This window comes from Phyllobacterium sp. CCNWLW183 (assembly GCF_037203775.1).
Lineage (GTDB): Bacteria > Pseudomonadota > Alphaproteobacteria > Rhizobiales > Rhizobiaceae > Phyllobacterium > Phyllobacterium ifriqiyense.
Window position 1 is genome coordinate 91823 of record NZ_JBBCBN010000007.1, and the last position, 14953, is coordinate 106775.

At 54.0% G+C, this 14953-nt stretch carries 12 protein-coding genes and 1 pseudogene; 4 read left to right on the forward strand and 9 right to left on the reverse strand.

The annotated features are described in order from the left end of the window. The first annotated feature begins 206 nt into the window (after window positions 1-206). Window positions 207-590 (forward strand): hypothetical protein, encoded by a 384-nt coding sequence (locus V9K95_RS16420; RefSeq protein WP_115055036.1) that lies wholly within the window; start codon window positions 207-209, stop codon window positions 588-590. Window positions 591-600: 10 nt separating this feature from the next. Here V9K95_RS16420 and V9K95_RS16425 read toward each other — a convergent pair. From V9K95_RS16425 to V9K95_RS16460, 8 genes and pseudogenes are all read right to left on the reverse strand, one after another. Next, window positions 601-1323, reverse strand: a pseudogene (locus tag V9K95_RS16425) (amino acid ABC transporter ATP-binding protein); the annotation flags it as partial. 53 nt (window positions 1324-1376) lie between these two features. Continuing rightward, entirely contained in the window at window positions 1377-2348 is a 972-nt protein-coding gene (locus V9K95_RS16430; RefSeq protein WP_115055035.1) for an ABC transporter permease subunit, read from the reverse strand. A 30-nt stretch (window positions 2349-2378) separates the two neighbouring features. Continuing rightward, window positions 2379-3659, reverse strand: a complete 1281-nt coding sequence (locus V9K95_RS16435) for an NAD(P)/FAD-dependent oxidoreductase (protein ID WP_336441476.1) — start codon at window positions 3657-3659, stop codon at window positions 2379-2381. Between the two features lie 68 nt (window positions 3660-3727). Continuing rightward, entirely contained in the window at window positions 3728-4534 is an 807-nt protein-coding gene (locus V9K95_RS16440; protein ID WP_115055033.1) for a transporter substrate-binding domain-containing protein, read from the reverse strand. A 189-nt stretch (window positions 4535-4723) separates the two neighbouring features. Beyond that, window positions 4724-5596 (reverse strand): PCC domain-containing protein, encoded by an 873-nt coding sequence (locus V9K95_RS16445; RefSeq protein ID WP_336441475.1) that lies wholly within the window; start codon window positions 5594-5596, stop codon window positions 4724-4726. Further along, window positions 5589-6392, reverse strand: a complete 804-nt coding sequence (locus V9K95_RS16450; RefSeq protein WP_307277404.1) for an SDR family NAD(P)-dependent oxidoreductase — start codon at window positions 6390-6392, stop codon at window positions 5589-5591. The genes V9K95_RS16445 and V9K95_RS16450 overlap by 8 nt, the downstream gene beginning before the upstream one ends. Beyond that, window positions 6392-8293: a TRAP transporter large permease gene (locus tag V9K95_RS16455; RefSeq protein ID WP_336441474.1), complete on the reverse strand. Its 1902-nt coding sequence runs from the start codon at window positions 8291-8293 to the stop codon at window positions 6392-6394. Before V9K95_RS16455 ends, V9K95_RS16450 begins: the two co-directional genes overlap by 1 nt. 17 nt (window positions 8294-8310) lie before the next feature. Next, the gene (locus V9K95_RS16460) at window positions 8311-9327 is read right to left on the reverse strand and encodes a TRAP transporter substrate-binding protein (RefSeq protein ID WP_115055029.1); all 1017 of its coding nucleotides are present in this window, start codon (window positions 9325-9327) and stop codon (window positions 8311-8313) included. Window positions 9328-9542: 215 nt separating this feature from the next. Between V9K95_RS16460 and V9K95_RS16465 the strand changes: the two genes are divergently transcribed. From V9K95_RS16465 to V9K95_RS16475, 3 genes are read left to right on the forward strand one after another with little or no spacing between them, the layout of a single operon-like run. Then, window positions 9543-10406, forward strand: a complete 864-nt coding sequence (locus V9K95_RS16465; RefSeq protein WP_115055028.1) for an IclR family transcriptional regulator — start codon at window positions 9543-9545, stop codon at window positions 10404-10406. After that, a complete protein-coding gene (locus tag V9K95_RS16470; RefSeq protein WP_336441473.1) occupies window positions 10406-12013 on the forward strand; it encodes an acyl-CoA synthetase in 1608 nt (535 codons plus the stop codon). Before V9K95_RS16465 ends, V9K95_RS16470 begins: the two co-directional genes overlap by 1 nt. Before the next feature lie 26 nt (window positions 12014-12039). Next, a complete protein-coding gene (locus V9K95_RS16475) occupies window positions 12040-13248 on the forward strand; it encodes a TIGR03862 family flavoprotein (protein WP_336441472.1) in 1209 nt (402 codons plus the stop codon). Here the strand turns inward: V9K95_RS16475 and V9K95_RS16480 are convergent. Next, the gene (locus tag V9K95_RS16480; protein WP_336441471.1) at window positions 13237-14817 is read right to left on the reverse strand and encodes an ABC-F family ATP-binding cassette domain-containing protein; all 1581 of its coding nucleotides are present in this window, start codon (window positions 14815-14817) and stop codon (window positions 13237-13239) included. The genes V9K95_RS16475 and V9K95_RS16480 overlap by 12 nt on opposite strands. Between the last annotated feature and the right edge of the window lie 136 nt (window positions 14818-14953).

Sequence of the window (14953 nt, forward strand, 5' to 3'; positions counted from 1 at the left end):
GAATGTTGCTGCTACGCGAAAGAACGCGTGGGACTCACCGGCAACGGCAGGAGAAACATGGAAGATGTGCCTCACAGTTTTATGACATAGGGCAAATTAGAATTGACGGCCTGACAAAATATATTTGCCAATCGGACAGGTTCTCGTCATCATTCCAACAGCAGAGGTAAGACGTTCAGCCATAACTATCCAGAAAGGACGGTTTCTTGGTTCAGTCCATCAACAATGCGGGATCGCAGCAGGCGCTCGAAAGCAATTGGAATGATGAAAATGCCATGCGAAAATTCGAACGCGCGGCGGACGGTGCCACACGCCAACGCAAACACGAAATTCTCGACGACAAGCAAAGGCCAAATTCGGTAGAGCTGGGTGCCAATTCGAAATCAATCAATCAGAAACCTCTTGCCGCTCCACCCCAGACTTCGTTGCCGCCTGACAAATCTTCATCGGTGGACATCCGTTCCAACATAGCACCCGCCATACAGAACGCGGAAGCCAAACCGGCCCCATCCGCCAAGTCGCGATACGTCGCAGCGACCGTCTTAACGGCGCTCATTGCCATCATCGCCTGCGTGATTTATCTCGCGTAAGAATTCGACCTCAATGCAATATCTGGCTCAAGAATAATTTGCTTCGCTCGTTTTGAGGATTGTCGAAGAATTCGAGCGGCTTGCCCTCTTCAACGATCCGTCCGCGATCCATGAATATGACACGGTCTGCGACCTGTTTGGCAAATCCCATCTCATGGGTGACGCAGACCATCGTCATTCCCTCTTTTGCAAGAGAGACCATTGTATCGAGCACTTCCTTGACCATCTCCGGATCGAGCGCCGATGTTGGCTCGTCAAAGAGCATGACTTTCGGCGTCATGCAGAGCGCGCGGGCAATCGCAACTCGCTGCTGTTGTCCACCTGAAAGCTGTGCCGGAAACTTGCCTGCCTGTTCAGGGATACGCACCCGATCCAGAAAATGCATCGCGGTTTCGATGGCCTGTTTCTTTGGAATTTTACGCACCCACATGGGAGCAAGGATGCAGTTTTGCAGGATCGTCAGATGCGGGAAAAGATTGAAATGCTGGAAGACCATGCCGACTTCGCGGCGGACTTCGTCAATCTGGTCCTCATCTTCCGTCAGCTCTATTCCGCCAACAATGATCCTGCCTTGCTCATGCGATTCAAGTCGGTTGATGCAGCGGATAAGCGTCGACTTTCCTGAACCGGAAGGGCCGCAGATTACTACTTTTTCCTGCGGCGCTATGACAAGATTTATATCATCCAGCGCATGGAAACTGCCGAACCATTTGTGGACGCCATTCAGTTCAATTTCACCGGCGGAAACTATGGGTAGTGTCATGGCATTTCCTTCAAAAGAGGACATCAGCGTTTCAGTGACCTGCCGAAGCGCTCTTCGATACGGGCTTGGATAATCTCCAGGCCAATGGACAGGAGCCAATAGATCATCGACGCTGTGATCAGCATCTCAATGTGACGGAACTCTTTCTGACCCATTGTGCGAGCGAGATACATGATCTCCCAAACACCGACGACTGATACAAGCGAGGAGTCTTTCAACATTGCGATAAACTGGTTGCCCGTTGGTGGAATGATTACGCGCATGGCTTGCGGTAGAATGACCAGAAACATCGTGTGATTGGGTCGCAGTCCGAGCGCTGTTGCGCCTTCGCTTTGTCCGCGTGGGATACTCTCGATACCGGCGCGGAAAATCTCTGTCATATAGGCACCATAACACAGCGACAACGCCAGAATGCCCGCCGGAATAGCGCCGATGACATAGCCGACCTGGGGCAGACCCAGATAGATAATGTAAATCTGCATCAACAGCGGCAAACCGCGAAACAGAGAGGTGTAGAAACTGGCAAGGCCATAGACGACGCCGTTTTTCGAAAGTTTGGCGATCGCTCCGATAAGTGCAATCACGGTGGCGATGAATATTGAAATGACCGAGATATAGAGCGTCGTCACGACACCTTGCGTGATGAGAAAGCCGATCTTTTTGGCAATGAAAGAGAAACTCAGATTAAAGGAGTAGAAAAATAAAAGCAGCAAACAAAACAACTCTGCCCAAACGGCACCGATTTGATAGGTGCGCGGCAAAAGTCCAAGGAGCTTCCAGTTAACGGCTATCAGCAACGCGAAAATGATTGCGGCAACGGCACGCGTGGTTTGGGGTGACGCTTCCATGCCCGGAAGAAGCGAGGGGAATATGCTGCCAACCCAAGCTCCACCGACGCCCATCCAGTAGAGCAGCACGGCAACCACCAGAATGGCGAGGGCAGCGCCGACACGTTTCACGGCTTTCGGGTGTGACAGGATGAGCGTGGCAATCATATCAATTCCCCCAATTCAAAAACAGTAATTTTACGCGTGACGTTCCCGCCACCAATCCTGTGCCTGCAGTTTCCAATAGGTCAGCTGCGCAACGGAAAGCCCTGCCAGTCCACCGGCCCAAACAAGGCCAAATGGCTGGAAAAGCCTGTAACGCTCCGATTGTCCAAGCACTGCTTCCGCAATCACCTTGCCGCCCATGGCAGTGGTATTCAGCCCATGGCCGCCAAAGGCGGTGCAGTACCAGACGCCCTGTTGCAACTGACCGATCTGGGGCATCAAATGACGTGCATATGACATCAGGCCCGACCAGGATATTTCGGTTTTCAGTTCGGCAAGTTGCGGATAGGTGCCGACCATTTCCCTACGGAGCTCCGCAGCAACGGCGGCAGAGGATGCCGCTCTGGTCGTGATGCGCCCACCCCAGAGCAGGCGTTTGCCGCCTTCGACAACGCGGTAATAGTCCCCTGCTCTGCGATTATCGCCAACTGCATCTGTCGTCTGGATAGCTGTCCGGATCAGGTCCGGTGCCTCTTCGGACAGCATGACATAGGTGGCAATGGGAAGATAACTGCGCTTGAGCTTGCCGATCAGCCCGGATGTATAGCCGCCGGTCGTGATGACGACATTTCGCGCTTTAACCTTACCCATATCAGTGCTGACAACCTTCTCCGGCTTGGAAAATTCAGTTGAGCTTGCAGTACTGGATTCAAAGATTCTGCCTCCCAGGCGCTCGATTTCCCGTGCCAGGGCGCGCAGGTAATTGAGGGGATGCATGTGGAAGGCCTGTGGGTCCCGCAACGCCTGAAAATATCGCTCCGAGCGGAGTTTCGCCTGCACCTGTTCCCGACTCATATATTCAACTGGATAGTCGAAGGTCCGGTGGAGATATTCGGCTCGCTGCTTCATCGCCTGTTCGTCGCTATAGCGCAGGACACTCATGATCCCATTAACGGGCGCAGCGGATGCAACATTCAATTCGTTGATGGTGTCGCGAACAAACCGCACACCTTCAATGGAAAGCGCATGCAATTTCTTTGCATTTTCGACACCTGTCGCCCGTGCGATCGCTTCTCCATCATTGGCAAAACCCGGACTGACGAAGCCGCCGTTCCGGCCCGATGCACCCCACCCGATACGTTGTGCTTCAAGAACGACAACGGCCTGCCCCGCGCGGGCGAGTTGCAGCGCGGTCGTCAGACCAGCCAGCCCCCCGCCGATAATGCAGGTGTCGCACTCGACAGTTCCGGACAAGGCAGAAAAGGATTTATCATCGGCGATGGTGCGTCGATAAAAAGTATCGATATAGTTCATTGGATTCTCATTGCTCGAAGAAGCAGAGGGGCAACGCCGCCTTTCGGCGGCGCGCAGCTTACGCAGCCTTAGTTGGCGCTATAATCCTTGCCGTACCATTTGGTCGTCAGGGTCGCGAGTGTACCGTCAGCGCGCATGGCGGTGATGATTTCGCCAACCTTTGCAGTCCATTCCGGATCACCTTTTTCTGCAATAACCACGAGTGGTTCGCGGAAAGCATAGCCACCTTCAAGAATCCGGACGGGATAGCCGTTCTTCACTGCGTTCTGCGCTGTCTGTTCCGGCGCAATGACAGCATCAAGACGCACGCCGTCACCGAGGCGCAAATCGTCAAATGGCAGCATGGAATCGGCAAAAGTGCGAATTTCGCCAGGTTCGATCTTGTATTCGACAGGTGGCAATCCTGGCGCGTCGATCTCCAGTTGGCGGCGGATAAAGTCTTCCGAAGTCGTCGCGGTCTCAACGCCGATTACCTTGCCGTTCAGATCATCGACGGACTTGGCCTTGCTGTCCTTGTGCACCACATAAACATAGGGGCTGTAATAATAGACCGATGCGAAATCGATAACCTGCGCACGCGCTTTGGTTGGCGTCACTGAACCCACGCCGACATCATAGCGTCCCTGCCAGCGTCCGCCGGTCAAAGTTGCCCAATCCGGCGTCTGAAACGAGACTTCCACACCAAGACGCTTACCGATTTCTTTGGCCATATCGATATCGAAACCGACCATTTCATTGTTATCGTCAAGATAGCTCTGTGGCGGCCAGCTGCTGTTGGTAGCGACGACCATAGCCTTCTTTTCCATAACGCGGTCAAGCGTTGTGCCAGCCTGAGCGGCGGTGGATGTTGCCAGAACCAAGGCTCCAAAGATCATGCTTTTAAGAACGTTGTTCACACTATTCCTCCTTAGGTGATCGAGCTGTCCTGTCCCCGTATTTATTATTATGTAAGACAGCGGGAGGGAGAATGTGCGCCCCTTATCCAGCGTAAGCAATAGGTGTTGCCTAGCCAGTTGCCGGTGCAGCATCGAAACTTATTGCAATTTCGTTATAGGGTCATGCCCTCACCACATCGGGCGGGCAATTTCTTCCAAGCATAGCTCAAATGTGATGCAGACAGGGTTATCACCACGCTCCAGAAAGCCGCGCGTAATGGTTCCATGGGTATCAACCATTGCGATTTCCAGCCGGGTCGCAGCGGCGCCCTCGCTCACAATTCCCTCAAGAACAAACACTTCCGTGGCAATGTCATCGACAATGCTCCCACCCAGATAGCGGGCACCGATCAGACTTCCAACGCTGCCACGAACCAATGCATGTTCGATGCCATGCTTGCGGCATATGGCTTCCAAGGATTCAATAATGTCCTCATTAGGAGCAATACGGGCAAACACCATGCGCGGCCCCTGTTGGCCCGTTTTCAGTTCATCCAACGGTACGGGATGAAACAGCGTAAAGCCGGTCTCTTCGTCAGGCTCGGACACCATTGCGATACTATCAACAGCCCAAGCCGTGGCACGGATCGGCTGACTGACAATTGTCTCGTGCGGAAGGATGTGGCCCGCATTGCGACTGCCATCCGCCTCGTTCCAGATCGCGTGACAATGAATGAATGGTGCGCAATCGCGTTCGCCAAAGGTGACATTGCCGCGCTCGAGTTGCGTTTCACCCATCGGCGAATATTGACCGCTATACCATGCCGCATGAACACCATCGGTCGATAGAGCCGGCATCAGATAGTGAAGCGGGGCAAATGAGCCATCCTCAATGACCAGCGCCGCTGCCCGGATATTTTCTGCAAGCAATGGACGCGCAATCGCGTCGTTGATGCTGAGGCCAGGGGCAAGAGTGAACTCTAACTTACGGCCCTTGCCCTCGAAGCTTTCGAACCGCTGCGCTGCAACCGGACCCGGTTGTATCAGACTGCGATCAGACACCCGCAACCGCCGAACAGCTTTGCCCGCCATCAACGGGGAGGCAGACGCCGGTGATAAACCGTGCTTCGTCGGATGCGAGAAAGACCGCCGCATTGGCAACGTCAAAAGCCGTTCCCATATGGCCCATGGGCACAAGCCGGTTTCTCTCATTGACCATATCTTCAACGGAAGCATAATTGCCTGAAATCTGTTTATAGATCAGGGGCGTATCTATCAGTCCCGGCATTATGCAGTTGGCCCGAATTCCATGTTTTGCATATTGCATGGCGAGTGCCACTGTAGCCTGATTGACTGCGCCCTTGGCCGTATAATAGGCGAAATAGGGATATCCAGTCCAACGGATCCCGGCCAATGACGAGATATTGATGATCGCGCCGGATTTCCTCGCCATCATATGGGGCAGGACAGCCTTTGCCGTACGGAAAACCGAGCCAACATTAATATCGAGTGATGCCCGGAAAGCCTCTTCGCCGAGCTCTTCCGGACCGCCTGCCGTCACCACGCCGACATTGTTATGAAGGATATCAATCCTGCCATATTGCCGAATGGCTGTATCGACGACTGCGTTTATAGAACTGGTATCTGTGACATCAACCGCAATTGCGATGCCCGCCAGCCCTTCGCCCGAAATGATTTCGGCCGTTTCCTTCGCAGAATCAAAGCTCAAATCGGCACATAAAACCGTGGCGCCCTCGCGGGCATAGGCCAGAGCCGTGGCTTTGCCATTGCTCCAACCCTCGCCTGATGAACCCGCGCCAAAAACAATTGCGATCTTGTCTTTCAGTCTGTCTGCCATCAAAGAAATCCAGTCGAAATCCAAGGTATGGCTGCAACCAGAATAGTCCCGATCACAAGCGCGGCAAGGTAACCCCAGATCGGTCTCATGCCCTCATCCGGATTGACGCGGCCAATGGCGCAAGCGGCATAATAGCCAACACCAAATGGCGGCGCGAAAAGGCCAATGCCCATGGCGAGAATAACCACCATTGCATAATGGACCTCGTGCACGCCAACCTGTTGCGCAATGGGAAACAGCAGCGGGCCGAAAAGGACGATTGCAGGAATACCTTCAAGCACACTGCCAAGGATGATGAAGGCGACAATCGAAACCGCCAGAAATGTTATGGGACCGCCGGGCAATGCGCTCATGACTGCAGCGAGGTCACGTGAGAAACCTGACTGCGTCAAGGCCCAGGCCATGGCCGTTGCCGCGCCGATGATAAGAAGGATCGCGCCTGACAATGACGCCGTATCGACGAGCATCGGCTTCAGGCGCTTCCAGTCGAACTGCCGGTAAATCAGCAGGCCGGCCAGAACAGCATAGACAATGCCGATGGTGGATACTTCTGTCGCCGTCGCCACGCCCTCCACGACAGCCGCGCGGATGATGAATGGCAAGGCCAGAGCCGGCAACGCAATCAGGAATGCGCGGCCAATCTGGCTGCCAGTTGCCTTGGTTACGTGGGAAAGGTCCTCATTGCGGTAGCGGTGCCGGACGACAAAGCACAGCATGATGGCAAGCACCACCCCGGGCAGCAATCCCCCAGTAAACAACGCGGCAATTGAAACGCCAGTCACTGAGCCAATTGTGATCAGCACAAGACTTGGCGGTACGGTTTCGGTTTGAGCTCCCGTTGCGGAGAGAAGCGCAACAAGCTCACCCGGTTTTGCGCCGCGCGCTTTCATTTCCGGGAACAGAACGGGCGCAACAGCAGCCATATCAGCCGCTTTCGCACCGGAAATGCCGGAGACGAGATACATGGCACCGATGAGCACATAGGATAGTCCTCCCCGCACGTGCCCAAGCAGGCTGGCGAGAAACTGTACCATGGCTCGCGCCATGCCGGTCATTTCGATGAGCACGCCCAAAAAAACGAAGAGCGGAACCGCGAGCAAAATGAGATGCGACATGCCTTCGTCCATGCGCCCTACGACAACCAGCATCGGGACACTTGTCGTCAAAGACAAATAGCCAAATGTCGCCAAACCAAAGGAGAAGGCAATCGGCACACCGCTCAATACAAGCGCAGCGACAATCCCGACGAAGAATATCAGCAGATTAAGATTACCAAGCGTCTTCAAGGATGGACCAAGCAGCCACAAGACCAAAGCAATAGTACCGATGAGAACCACGGCGGTAAAGACATTGCGCAGATTGGAAACCTGAAAAAGCTTGATCAGTGATGAAACAATCATAAGGGCTGCACCAACCGGCAGTGCCGCCGCCCGCCATGCATTGGCAATCTCCAGCGCAGGCGTGGTTATATAGGTTTCTTCATGGGCATAATCATAGGCCGGGTAAATGATCAAAAGAAGGAACGCCAGCGCACCGACCACCGCAACCACGTCGAAAAATGCGCGCCTTGCCGGGTTCATCATGCCAACCAGCGCAGTCATGCGCATATGCTCGCCGCGCCTGAAAGCTACCACTGCACCGAGCATGGCAAGCCAAAGAAACAGGATCGACGCCAGCTCGTCTGACCAGATCAAAGGGCGATGCAAAACATAACGCGCAACGATGCCTGCGAAGAGAATGACCACTTCGGCAACCACCAGGACAGCCACCGGATATTCGACCAGATGGCCGAGAAGCCGGTCACATTTTGAGAGAAAAGATTGGTCGCCGCGTTGTGCAGGAGATAGAATACTCTCCTCGCCTGCAGCGACCGCGCCTTCGGTTATTTTGATTCCGGCCATCGTCTGCGGCTCTTCAATCAGGCCAGCTGTCCGACGACTTTTTCCAGAAGTCCCCAAGCCTCATCGCCATATTTGCCCTTCCACTCGGAATAGAATCCGGCGCTACGCAATGCCTCACGGAATGGAGCAGGATCGGGCGTATTGAATTCGAGGTTTTTGGACTTGAGATCCGCCTGCAAGGTCTCAGTCAATTTGGCAACATCGTCGCGCTCGGCCAGACCGGCAGCATTGATGTTTTTGGAAACAATTTCCTTGATATCGTCCGGAAGCGCTTCCCAGGCGCGGCGGTTCGACAGAAACCAGAATCCATCCCACATATGGCTGGTCAAGGAGCAGTATTTCTGGACTTCATAAAGCTTCGCAGTCGAAATAATGGCGAGCGGATTTTCCTGCCCGTCCACCACCTTTGTCTGCAGCGATGAGTAGACTTCATTGAAGTTAATGCTGGCTGGCGATGATTGGAAAGCCGTGAACATGGATGTCCATAAAGGGCTGACCGGTACGCGAATCTTGAAATTCTTGAGATCGTCGGGCGTTACAATTGGCTTTGTGCTTGATGTGATATGGCGGAAACCATTGTCCCAGATTTTGTCCATGGCAAAGAGATTGGACTTCTCGATCTGCGTACGCACATAGGCGCCAAGTTCACCGTCCATGGCCTTCCAGACCGTTGCACTATCGGGAAAGGCAAAACCGATACCGTTGATTGACGCGGCGGGCACGAGGGTCGAAAGAATAAGTCCAGACAGGGTGAAGAACTCGACCGCACCGGAACGCAATTGGCTCAATGTATCCGTGTCAGAACCGAGCTGGCTTGAGGGAAAGATCGACAGTTCAAACCGGCCGCCTGTCTCTTCCCTGATTTTGTCAGCGGCTTCTTTGGCTCGAATGTTCATTGGATGAGAAACAGGCAGGTTATTGGCATATTTATAAGAGAACTCAGCAGCCATGGCCGGGCGTCTCATAATAAATGGACTGGCAACCAGTGTTGAGCCAGCAGCCAGCAAGATCTGGCGACGTGAAAAATTGTTCATTGAAGTTCCTCCCGGGTATCTCTTGCAGTTCTGCGAACCTGCCGGATAGGGCAACCTCCATTGCCATATCGACACTGCGATCCATATTATAGAATGCGCTCTCTCCTCGTTCCTGGAAAATCATAAACAAACAAAGCGGTCTTGCAATCCTTTTTATGGCATTGTCTTATAAGATTGAATCTTGATCCACATTATGGACCTTTGGGAAACGGAAGATGGAACAGCGTGTCGCGTCGACATCCGGCCTTAGCGGTGCACAAAGCGTAGACAGGGCGCTTAGTCTGCTAAGCCTCGTCAGCTATTTTGGAGACCAGGGCTCGACCCTTAGCGAGCTTGTTGAACAAGGCGGCTTGAACAAGCCGACGACACGCCGCCTGCTGCTTGCATTGATGCGTTCGGGCATGCTGGAGCAGGACGAGATGACCCGGCGTTATTTTCTCGGTGAGGAGGCTTACATTCTTGGCACACTGGCTTCGCGCCGCTATGGCCTGCTCCAAATTTCCCGCGACAGCCTGACAACGCTCTCCGCCAAGACCGAAGACACAAGCTTCCTTTCAATTCAGCGGGAAACGTCCTCCGTATGCCTGCACCGCGAGGAAGGCACATACCAAATTCGCACCCATGCCTTGCAAGCGGGCTATCGCCATCCGCTTGGCGTAGGCGCCGGTTCTTTGGCCATTTTATCAGCTTTGCCAGACGAGGAAATCGAAGCCATACTCGAAGCAAACGATCCGGTATTGCAAGCGGAATACCCCAATCTGGGACCCGCTCAAATCCGGGATGATGTTGCGACAACCAGGGAAGCTGGCTTTGCGCTCAATCCGGGCCGAATCCTTGCAAACTCCTGGGCAATCGGGCTTGCGATACACCATCCTGATGGGCGTCCTGCGGGCGCTTTAAGCATTGCCGCCATCGATAGCCGTATGCAGCCCGCCAGGCAGATCGAGCTTGTCGCGCTTATGCAGGTGGAGGCAAGGAAGATTGAGGCGCGGCTCGCCCATCTTCAACCTTTGAATGGGCGGATAAAACGTCCTGTCAATCCAGCAAGGCTGGGAACAAAGGTCGAGGGAGCAAATTAATGGCGCAGGCTGAGGGGCTGGCTATTTTGCCTATGAGCAAGCGGGTGATGAACCTTGCCAATTTCCTGAGTGAGGCCGCGCGGCGGTTTCCCAAAGAAATCGGGTTTGTCTGGGGAAATAAAAGCTGGACCTGGTCGCAGATTGACCAGCGCGTCAATGCGATGGCTACAGCCTTGCAAAGCAAATTTGGCGTTGTGCGGGGCGATCGCATTCTCATCCAGTCGCAAAACTGTAACCAGATGTTTGAATCAATGTTTGCCTGTTTCAGGCTTGGGGCCGTATGGGTACCGGCAAACTTCCGGCAAACACCGGAGGAAGTAGCCTATCTTGCCAGTGCCAGTGGGGCAAAGGGCATGATATGCGCTAACGCCTTTCCCGACCATGCCGCTGCATGCCGCGCCTCAAGCAACGAACTGGAATTCATCGTCAGTATTGGCACGAGCAAGTTCGGCGATGAGTATGATGATCTGGTTGACGCATTTTCCGGCCAGACAACGCAAATGGCTTTGGTTAATCACGACGACCCCTGCTGGTTTTTCTTCACCTCCGGCACAACCGGCAGACCGAAGGCCGCCATTTTAACCCATGGGCAAATGGCTTTTGTCATCACAAATCACCTTTGCGACCTGATGCCGGGAACAACACATAAGGACGCTTCGCTCGTCGTTGCTCCTCTGTCTCATGGTGCCGGTATCCATCAGCTCACGCAGGTGGCGCGAGGCTCGAAAACCATTTTGCTGCCTACGGAAAAGTTCGATGCGGCGGAAGCTTGGCGACTGGTGGAAGAATGGAAGGTGAGCAACATGTTCACCGTTCCGACGATCCTCAAGATTCTGACCGAAAACCAGTCGGTCGCAACCTATGATCATTCATCGTTGCGTTATGTGATTTATGCTGGCGCTCCAATGTATCGCACCGACCAGATCCACGCACTCAAGACGCTGGGGCCGGTCCTTGTCCAATATTTCGGCCTCGGGGAAGTAACGGGAAACATCACCGTCTTACCGCCCGCATATCATTTTGCAGAAGACAACGCGCAGGCAAAAATCGGTACTTGCGGATTTGCCCGCACCGGAATGCAGATATCCATTCAGGATGATAATGGCAACGAAGTCAGCGCCGGTGCAACGGGCGAGATCTGCGTCATAGGCCCGGCGGTATTTGCGGGCTATTACAACAATCCCGAAGCCAATGAGAAAGCATTTCGTAATGGCTGGTTCCGGACTGGCGACCTCGGTCATCTGGACGAGGAAGGCTTTCTTTTCATCACTGGCCGCGCCTCTGACATGTATATTTCGGGCGGTTCCAATGTTTATCCCCGTGAGATCGAAGAAAAAATCCTCACCCATCCGGACATAAGCGAAGCAGCGGTGATTGGTATTCCCGATCCCGTATGGGGCGAGGTCGGGCTTGCGATCTGCGTGGCAAAAGCTGGCGCGGCGCCCGACGGCGCGGCCATTATCGATTGGCTTGGAAACAAGATGGCGCGGTACAAACTGCCCAAGCGTCTTGTTTTCTGGCCTGAAATGCCAAAGTCCGCATATGGAAAAATTGCCAAGAAGCTGATACGGGACGAGCTCATCAGGCGAAAGGAACTCGACGCCTGATTTCTCCAAACTCGAGCAGGCTGCGTGTGAAACCAAAAGAGATCGCGATTATCGGGGGTGGCCCCGCCGGTCTGGCAGCAGCAGAGGAACTGTCTTTTTCCGGTCATTCGATAACTGTCTATGACAGCATGCCAACGCTCAGCCGGAAGTTTCTGCTGGCCGGAAAGTCAGGGCTGAATCTCACCCATGCGGAAGACTATAGGCAATTTGTGATGCGCTTTGGTTCGGCGTCAGATCGTTTGCGCCCGGCGCTTGACGCTTTTGGTCCGCAGGCCGTTCGAGCATGGGCAGAAGAGCTCGGTGTTGAAACCTTCATTGGCACATCCGGCCGTGTATTTCCAACAGCGATGAAGGCTTCCCCTCTCCTGCGAGCGTGGTTAAAACGGCTGGAAACATACGGTGTAAAAATTCGTACACGCCACCGCTGGACCGGGTTTTCTGGGAGAGACTATCTGTTTGATACGCCGGATGGTCAAAAAATGATGCAGCCGGATGCGGCTTTGCTTGCACTTGGTGGTGCAAGCTGGCCGCGTCTTGGCTCCGATGCCAGCTGGCTGCCATGGCTGCAAAATGCCGGTGTGAATGTTGCTAGCTTTCAACCGGCCAATTGCGGCTTTGAGGTCGCTTGGGATGACATGTTCCGGGAACGTTTTGCCGGTGCGCCCGTCAAATCCGTGACAGCCACTTCCGATGCCGGTATAATTCCCGGCGAATTCGTGATTACCCGCCACGGCATTGAGGGCAGTCTCGTCTACGCGCATGCAGCGAACCTGCGCGAGCGACTGGCATCCCAGGGCGAAGCTGCGCTTCTGGTGGACCTTGTGCCGGGCCGAACGCTGGAACGCTTGGTCAAAGATCTGGCGCGGCAAGGCGGCAAATCAAGCTTTTCGAACCGCCTGAGAAAGGGCGCGGGAATTGATGGCGTGAAGTTGGCTTTGTTGCGTCATTTCGCTGACGACACCGATCTGACAAACCCTGAAAGTACCGCACGGCTCATCAAGCATTTGCCTATCTCTGTTTCAAGACCCCGCCCGATAGCAGAGGCAATATCCTCCGCGGGCGGTATTCGTTGGGACAGTGTTGGCGAAAACTACATGCTCAAAGCAATCCCCGGTCTCTTCGCTGCCGGAGAAATGATTGATTGGGAAGCACCGACAGGAGGATATCTGCTCACGGCTTGCTTGGCTACGGGCCGCGCAGCAGGGCGCGGCATTGCCGAATGGCTAAAGTGCTAGCCATTTTTCAATGCCAATTGCCGCCAGAAAGTCTTCATCATGACTAACGACAAGCAATGCACCGTCATAAGCGTTCAGTGCCGTTTCGATTGCTTCAACCGACATAAAGTCAAGATGATTTGTAGGCTCATCGAGAATCAGCAGATCAGGAGGTGCGTTACTGCCCAACACACAAGCCAGCCCGGCGCGAAGTATCTCTCCCCCGCTTAAGGAGGAGGCCAGCCGTAGCGCACTATCGGCCCGGAAGAGAAACCGTGCCAATGCAGCACGGCAATCATTGTCCGTACTGTCGGGATTCAGGCGTTTGAAATTTTCCAAAATCGTGCTTGCAGGATCAAGCAGGCTGACACTCTGGTCCAGCATGGCGAATGGCCCCGAGCGGTGAATTCTTCCGCTTCTGGGAAGAAGCTCGCCCATTGTGAGACGAAGGAGAGTGGTTTTGCCTGAACCATTGGGCCCTGTAATGGCCATGCGTTCGGAGCCAGTTATTGTAAAGGAGAGATCGTTGATTATCGGAGCCTGCATGTCCGGCCCACCGAATACCTCATCAAACGCAAGTACAATTTTTCCAGCCGGTGTGCGGGATGCCCCGATCTCGAAGGAGAGTGACTTTAGGCGCTCAATGTTCGAGACGGCCGATTGCAGTTTCTGTTCAGCCTTTTGACGCTGCCTGTCTGCCAATTGCTTGCCACGTCCGGAGCTTTGCTCCGCGCGATCTTCACGTGCGTCCAAAATGAGCTTGCTGAGGCCCGCTTTGCCGCGTGAACGTTTTCCCGCAGAATCCTTTTTGGCCTTGCGCTCTGCAGCAATCTGTATCTTGCGGGAGAGCAGCGCGGCATCGCGTTCGGCAACGATCAATTCGCGTTCTGCTGCTTCTACCTCCCGGCCTTTCTGTTCTTTATAATCGTCCCAATTGCCGCCATATGTTTTTACGCCAAGCCCGGACAATTCGACGATCCGGTCCATCTGGCGGAGTATCTGCCTGTCGTGGCTGACAACCAATGCCCCTCCTTTCCAATGGAGGAGAAAGTCCGTCACGGCCTCCCTGCCCTCACGATCAAGATTGTTGGTAGGCTCATCAAGCAGAATAAGATCAGGCTTGCTGAAGATCAGGGCGGCAAGTGCAATTCTGGTTCTTTGTCCGCCACTTAATGTCGACAGATCACGTAGCGGGTCACATTCCTGCATTCCCACTTGTGCCAATGCCTCGATCAACCGTGATTGGAGAGTCCAGTCCGCCTTCTCAAAGTCGGCGGGCGTGCCATTGCCAGCCATAATCCGCCATATCGTTTGATAGGCTTCGGCAACGCCCATCGCGTCGACAACCGTTCTGAAATCTGAGTTTTGAACAGATTGTTCAAGAAGGCCAAGAGAGCCTGTTCGACTGACCGTGCCGGATTGCGGGGCAAAGTCACCCGCAACGAGTTTTAAAAGAGTGGATTTGCCCACACCATTGCGCCCGACAAGGCCGGTACAACCACGCTCAAGACTGAGGTCCAGGGATTTGAAGAGTTCGCGGCCTTCAGCCGTGGTGTGGGAAACATTCTGCAGAATGAGAAGAGCTGACATGACCAACCGATAATTCAATTGCGGATAAGGCGAATGAAGTCTCGGTTGTAATTTTCATTGTCGTAAGCTCCTGCGTATGTCCCCAAAAACTAGGTGCGGAATGTTGTAATATCAAGGCAGCCAGAACGAAGCTGTG

Excerpts from the sequence above, each read along its gene's own strand:
- V9K95_RS16430 (WP_115055035.1), bottom strand. The coding sequence starts at position 2,348 with ATGATTGCCACGCTCATCCTGTCACACCCGAAAGCCGTGAAACGTGTC.
- V9K95_RS16435 (WP_336441476.1), bottom strand. The coding sequence starts at position 3,659 with ATGAACTATATCGATACTTTTTATCGACGCACCATCGCCGATGATAAA.
- V9K95_RS16440 (WP_115055033.1), bottom strand. The coding sequence starts at position 4,534 with ATGATCTTTGGAGCCTTGGTTCTGGCAACATCCACCGCCGCTCAGGCT.
- V9K95_RS16450 (WP_307277404.1), bottom strand. The coding sequence starts at position 6,392 with ATGGCAGACAGACTGAAAGACAAGATCGCAATTGTTTTTGGCGCGGGT.
- V9K95_RS16455 (WP_336441474.1), bottom strand. The coding sequence starts at position 8,293 with ATGGCCGGAATCAAAATAACCGAAGGCGCGGTCGCTGCAGGCGAGGAG.
- V9K95_RS16460 (WP_115055029.1), bottom strand. The coding sequence starts at position 9,327 with ATGAACAATTTTTCACGTCGCCAGATCTTGCTGGCTGCTGGCTCAACA.
- V9K95_RS16465 (WP_115055028.1), top strand. The coding sequence starts at position 9,543 with ATGGAACAGCGTGTCGCGTCGACATCCGGCCTTAGCGGTGCACAAAGC.
- V9K95_RS16470 (WP_336441473.1), top strand. The coding sequence starts at position 10,406 with ATGGCGCAGGCTGAGGGGCTGGCTATTTTGCCTATGAGCAAGCGGGTG.
- V9K95_RS16480 (WP_336441471.1), bottom strand. The coding sequence starts at position 14,817 with ATGTCAGCTCTTCTCATTCTGCAGAATGTTTCCCACACCACGGCTGAA.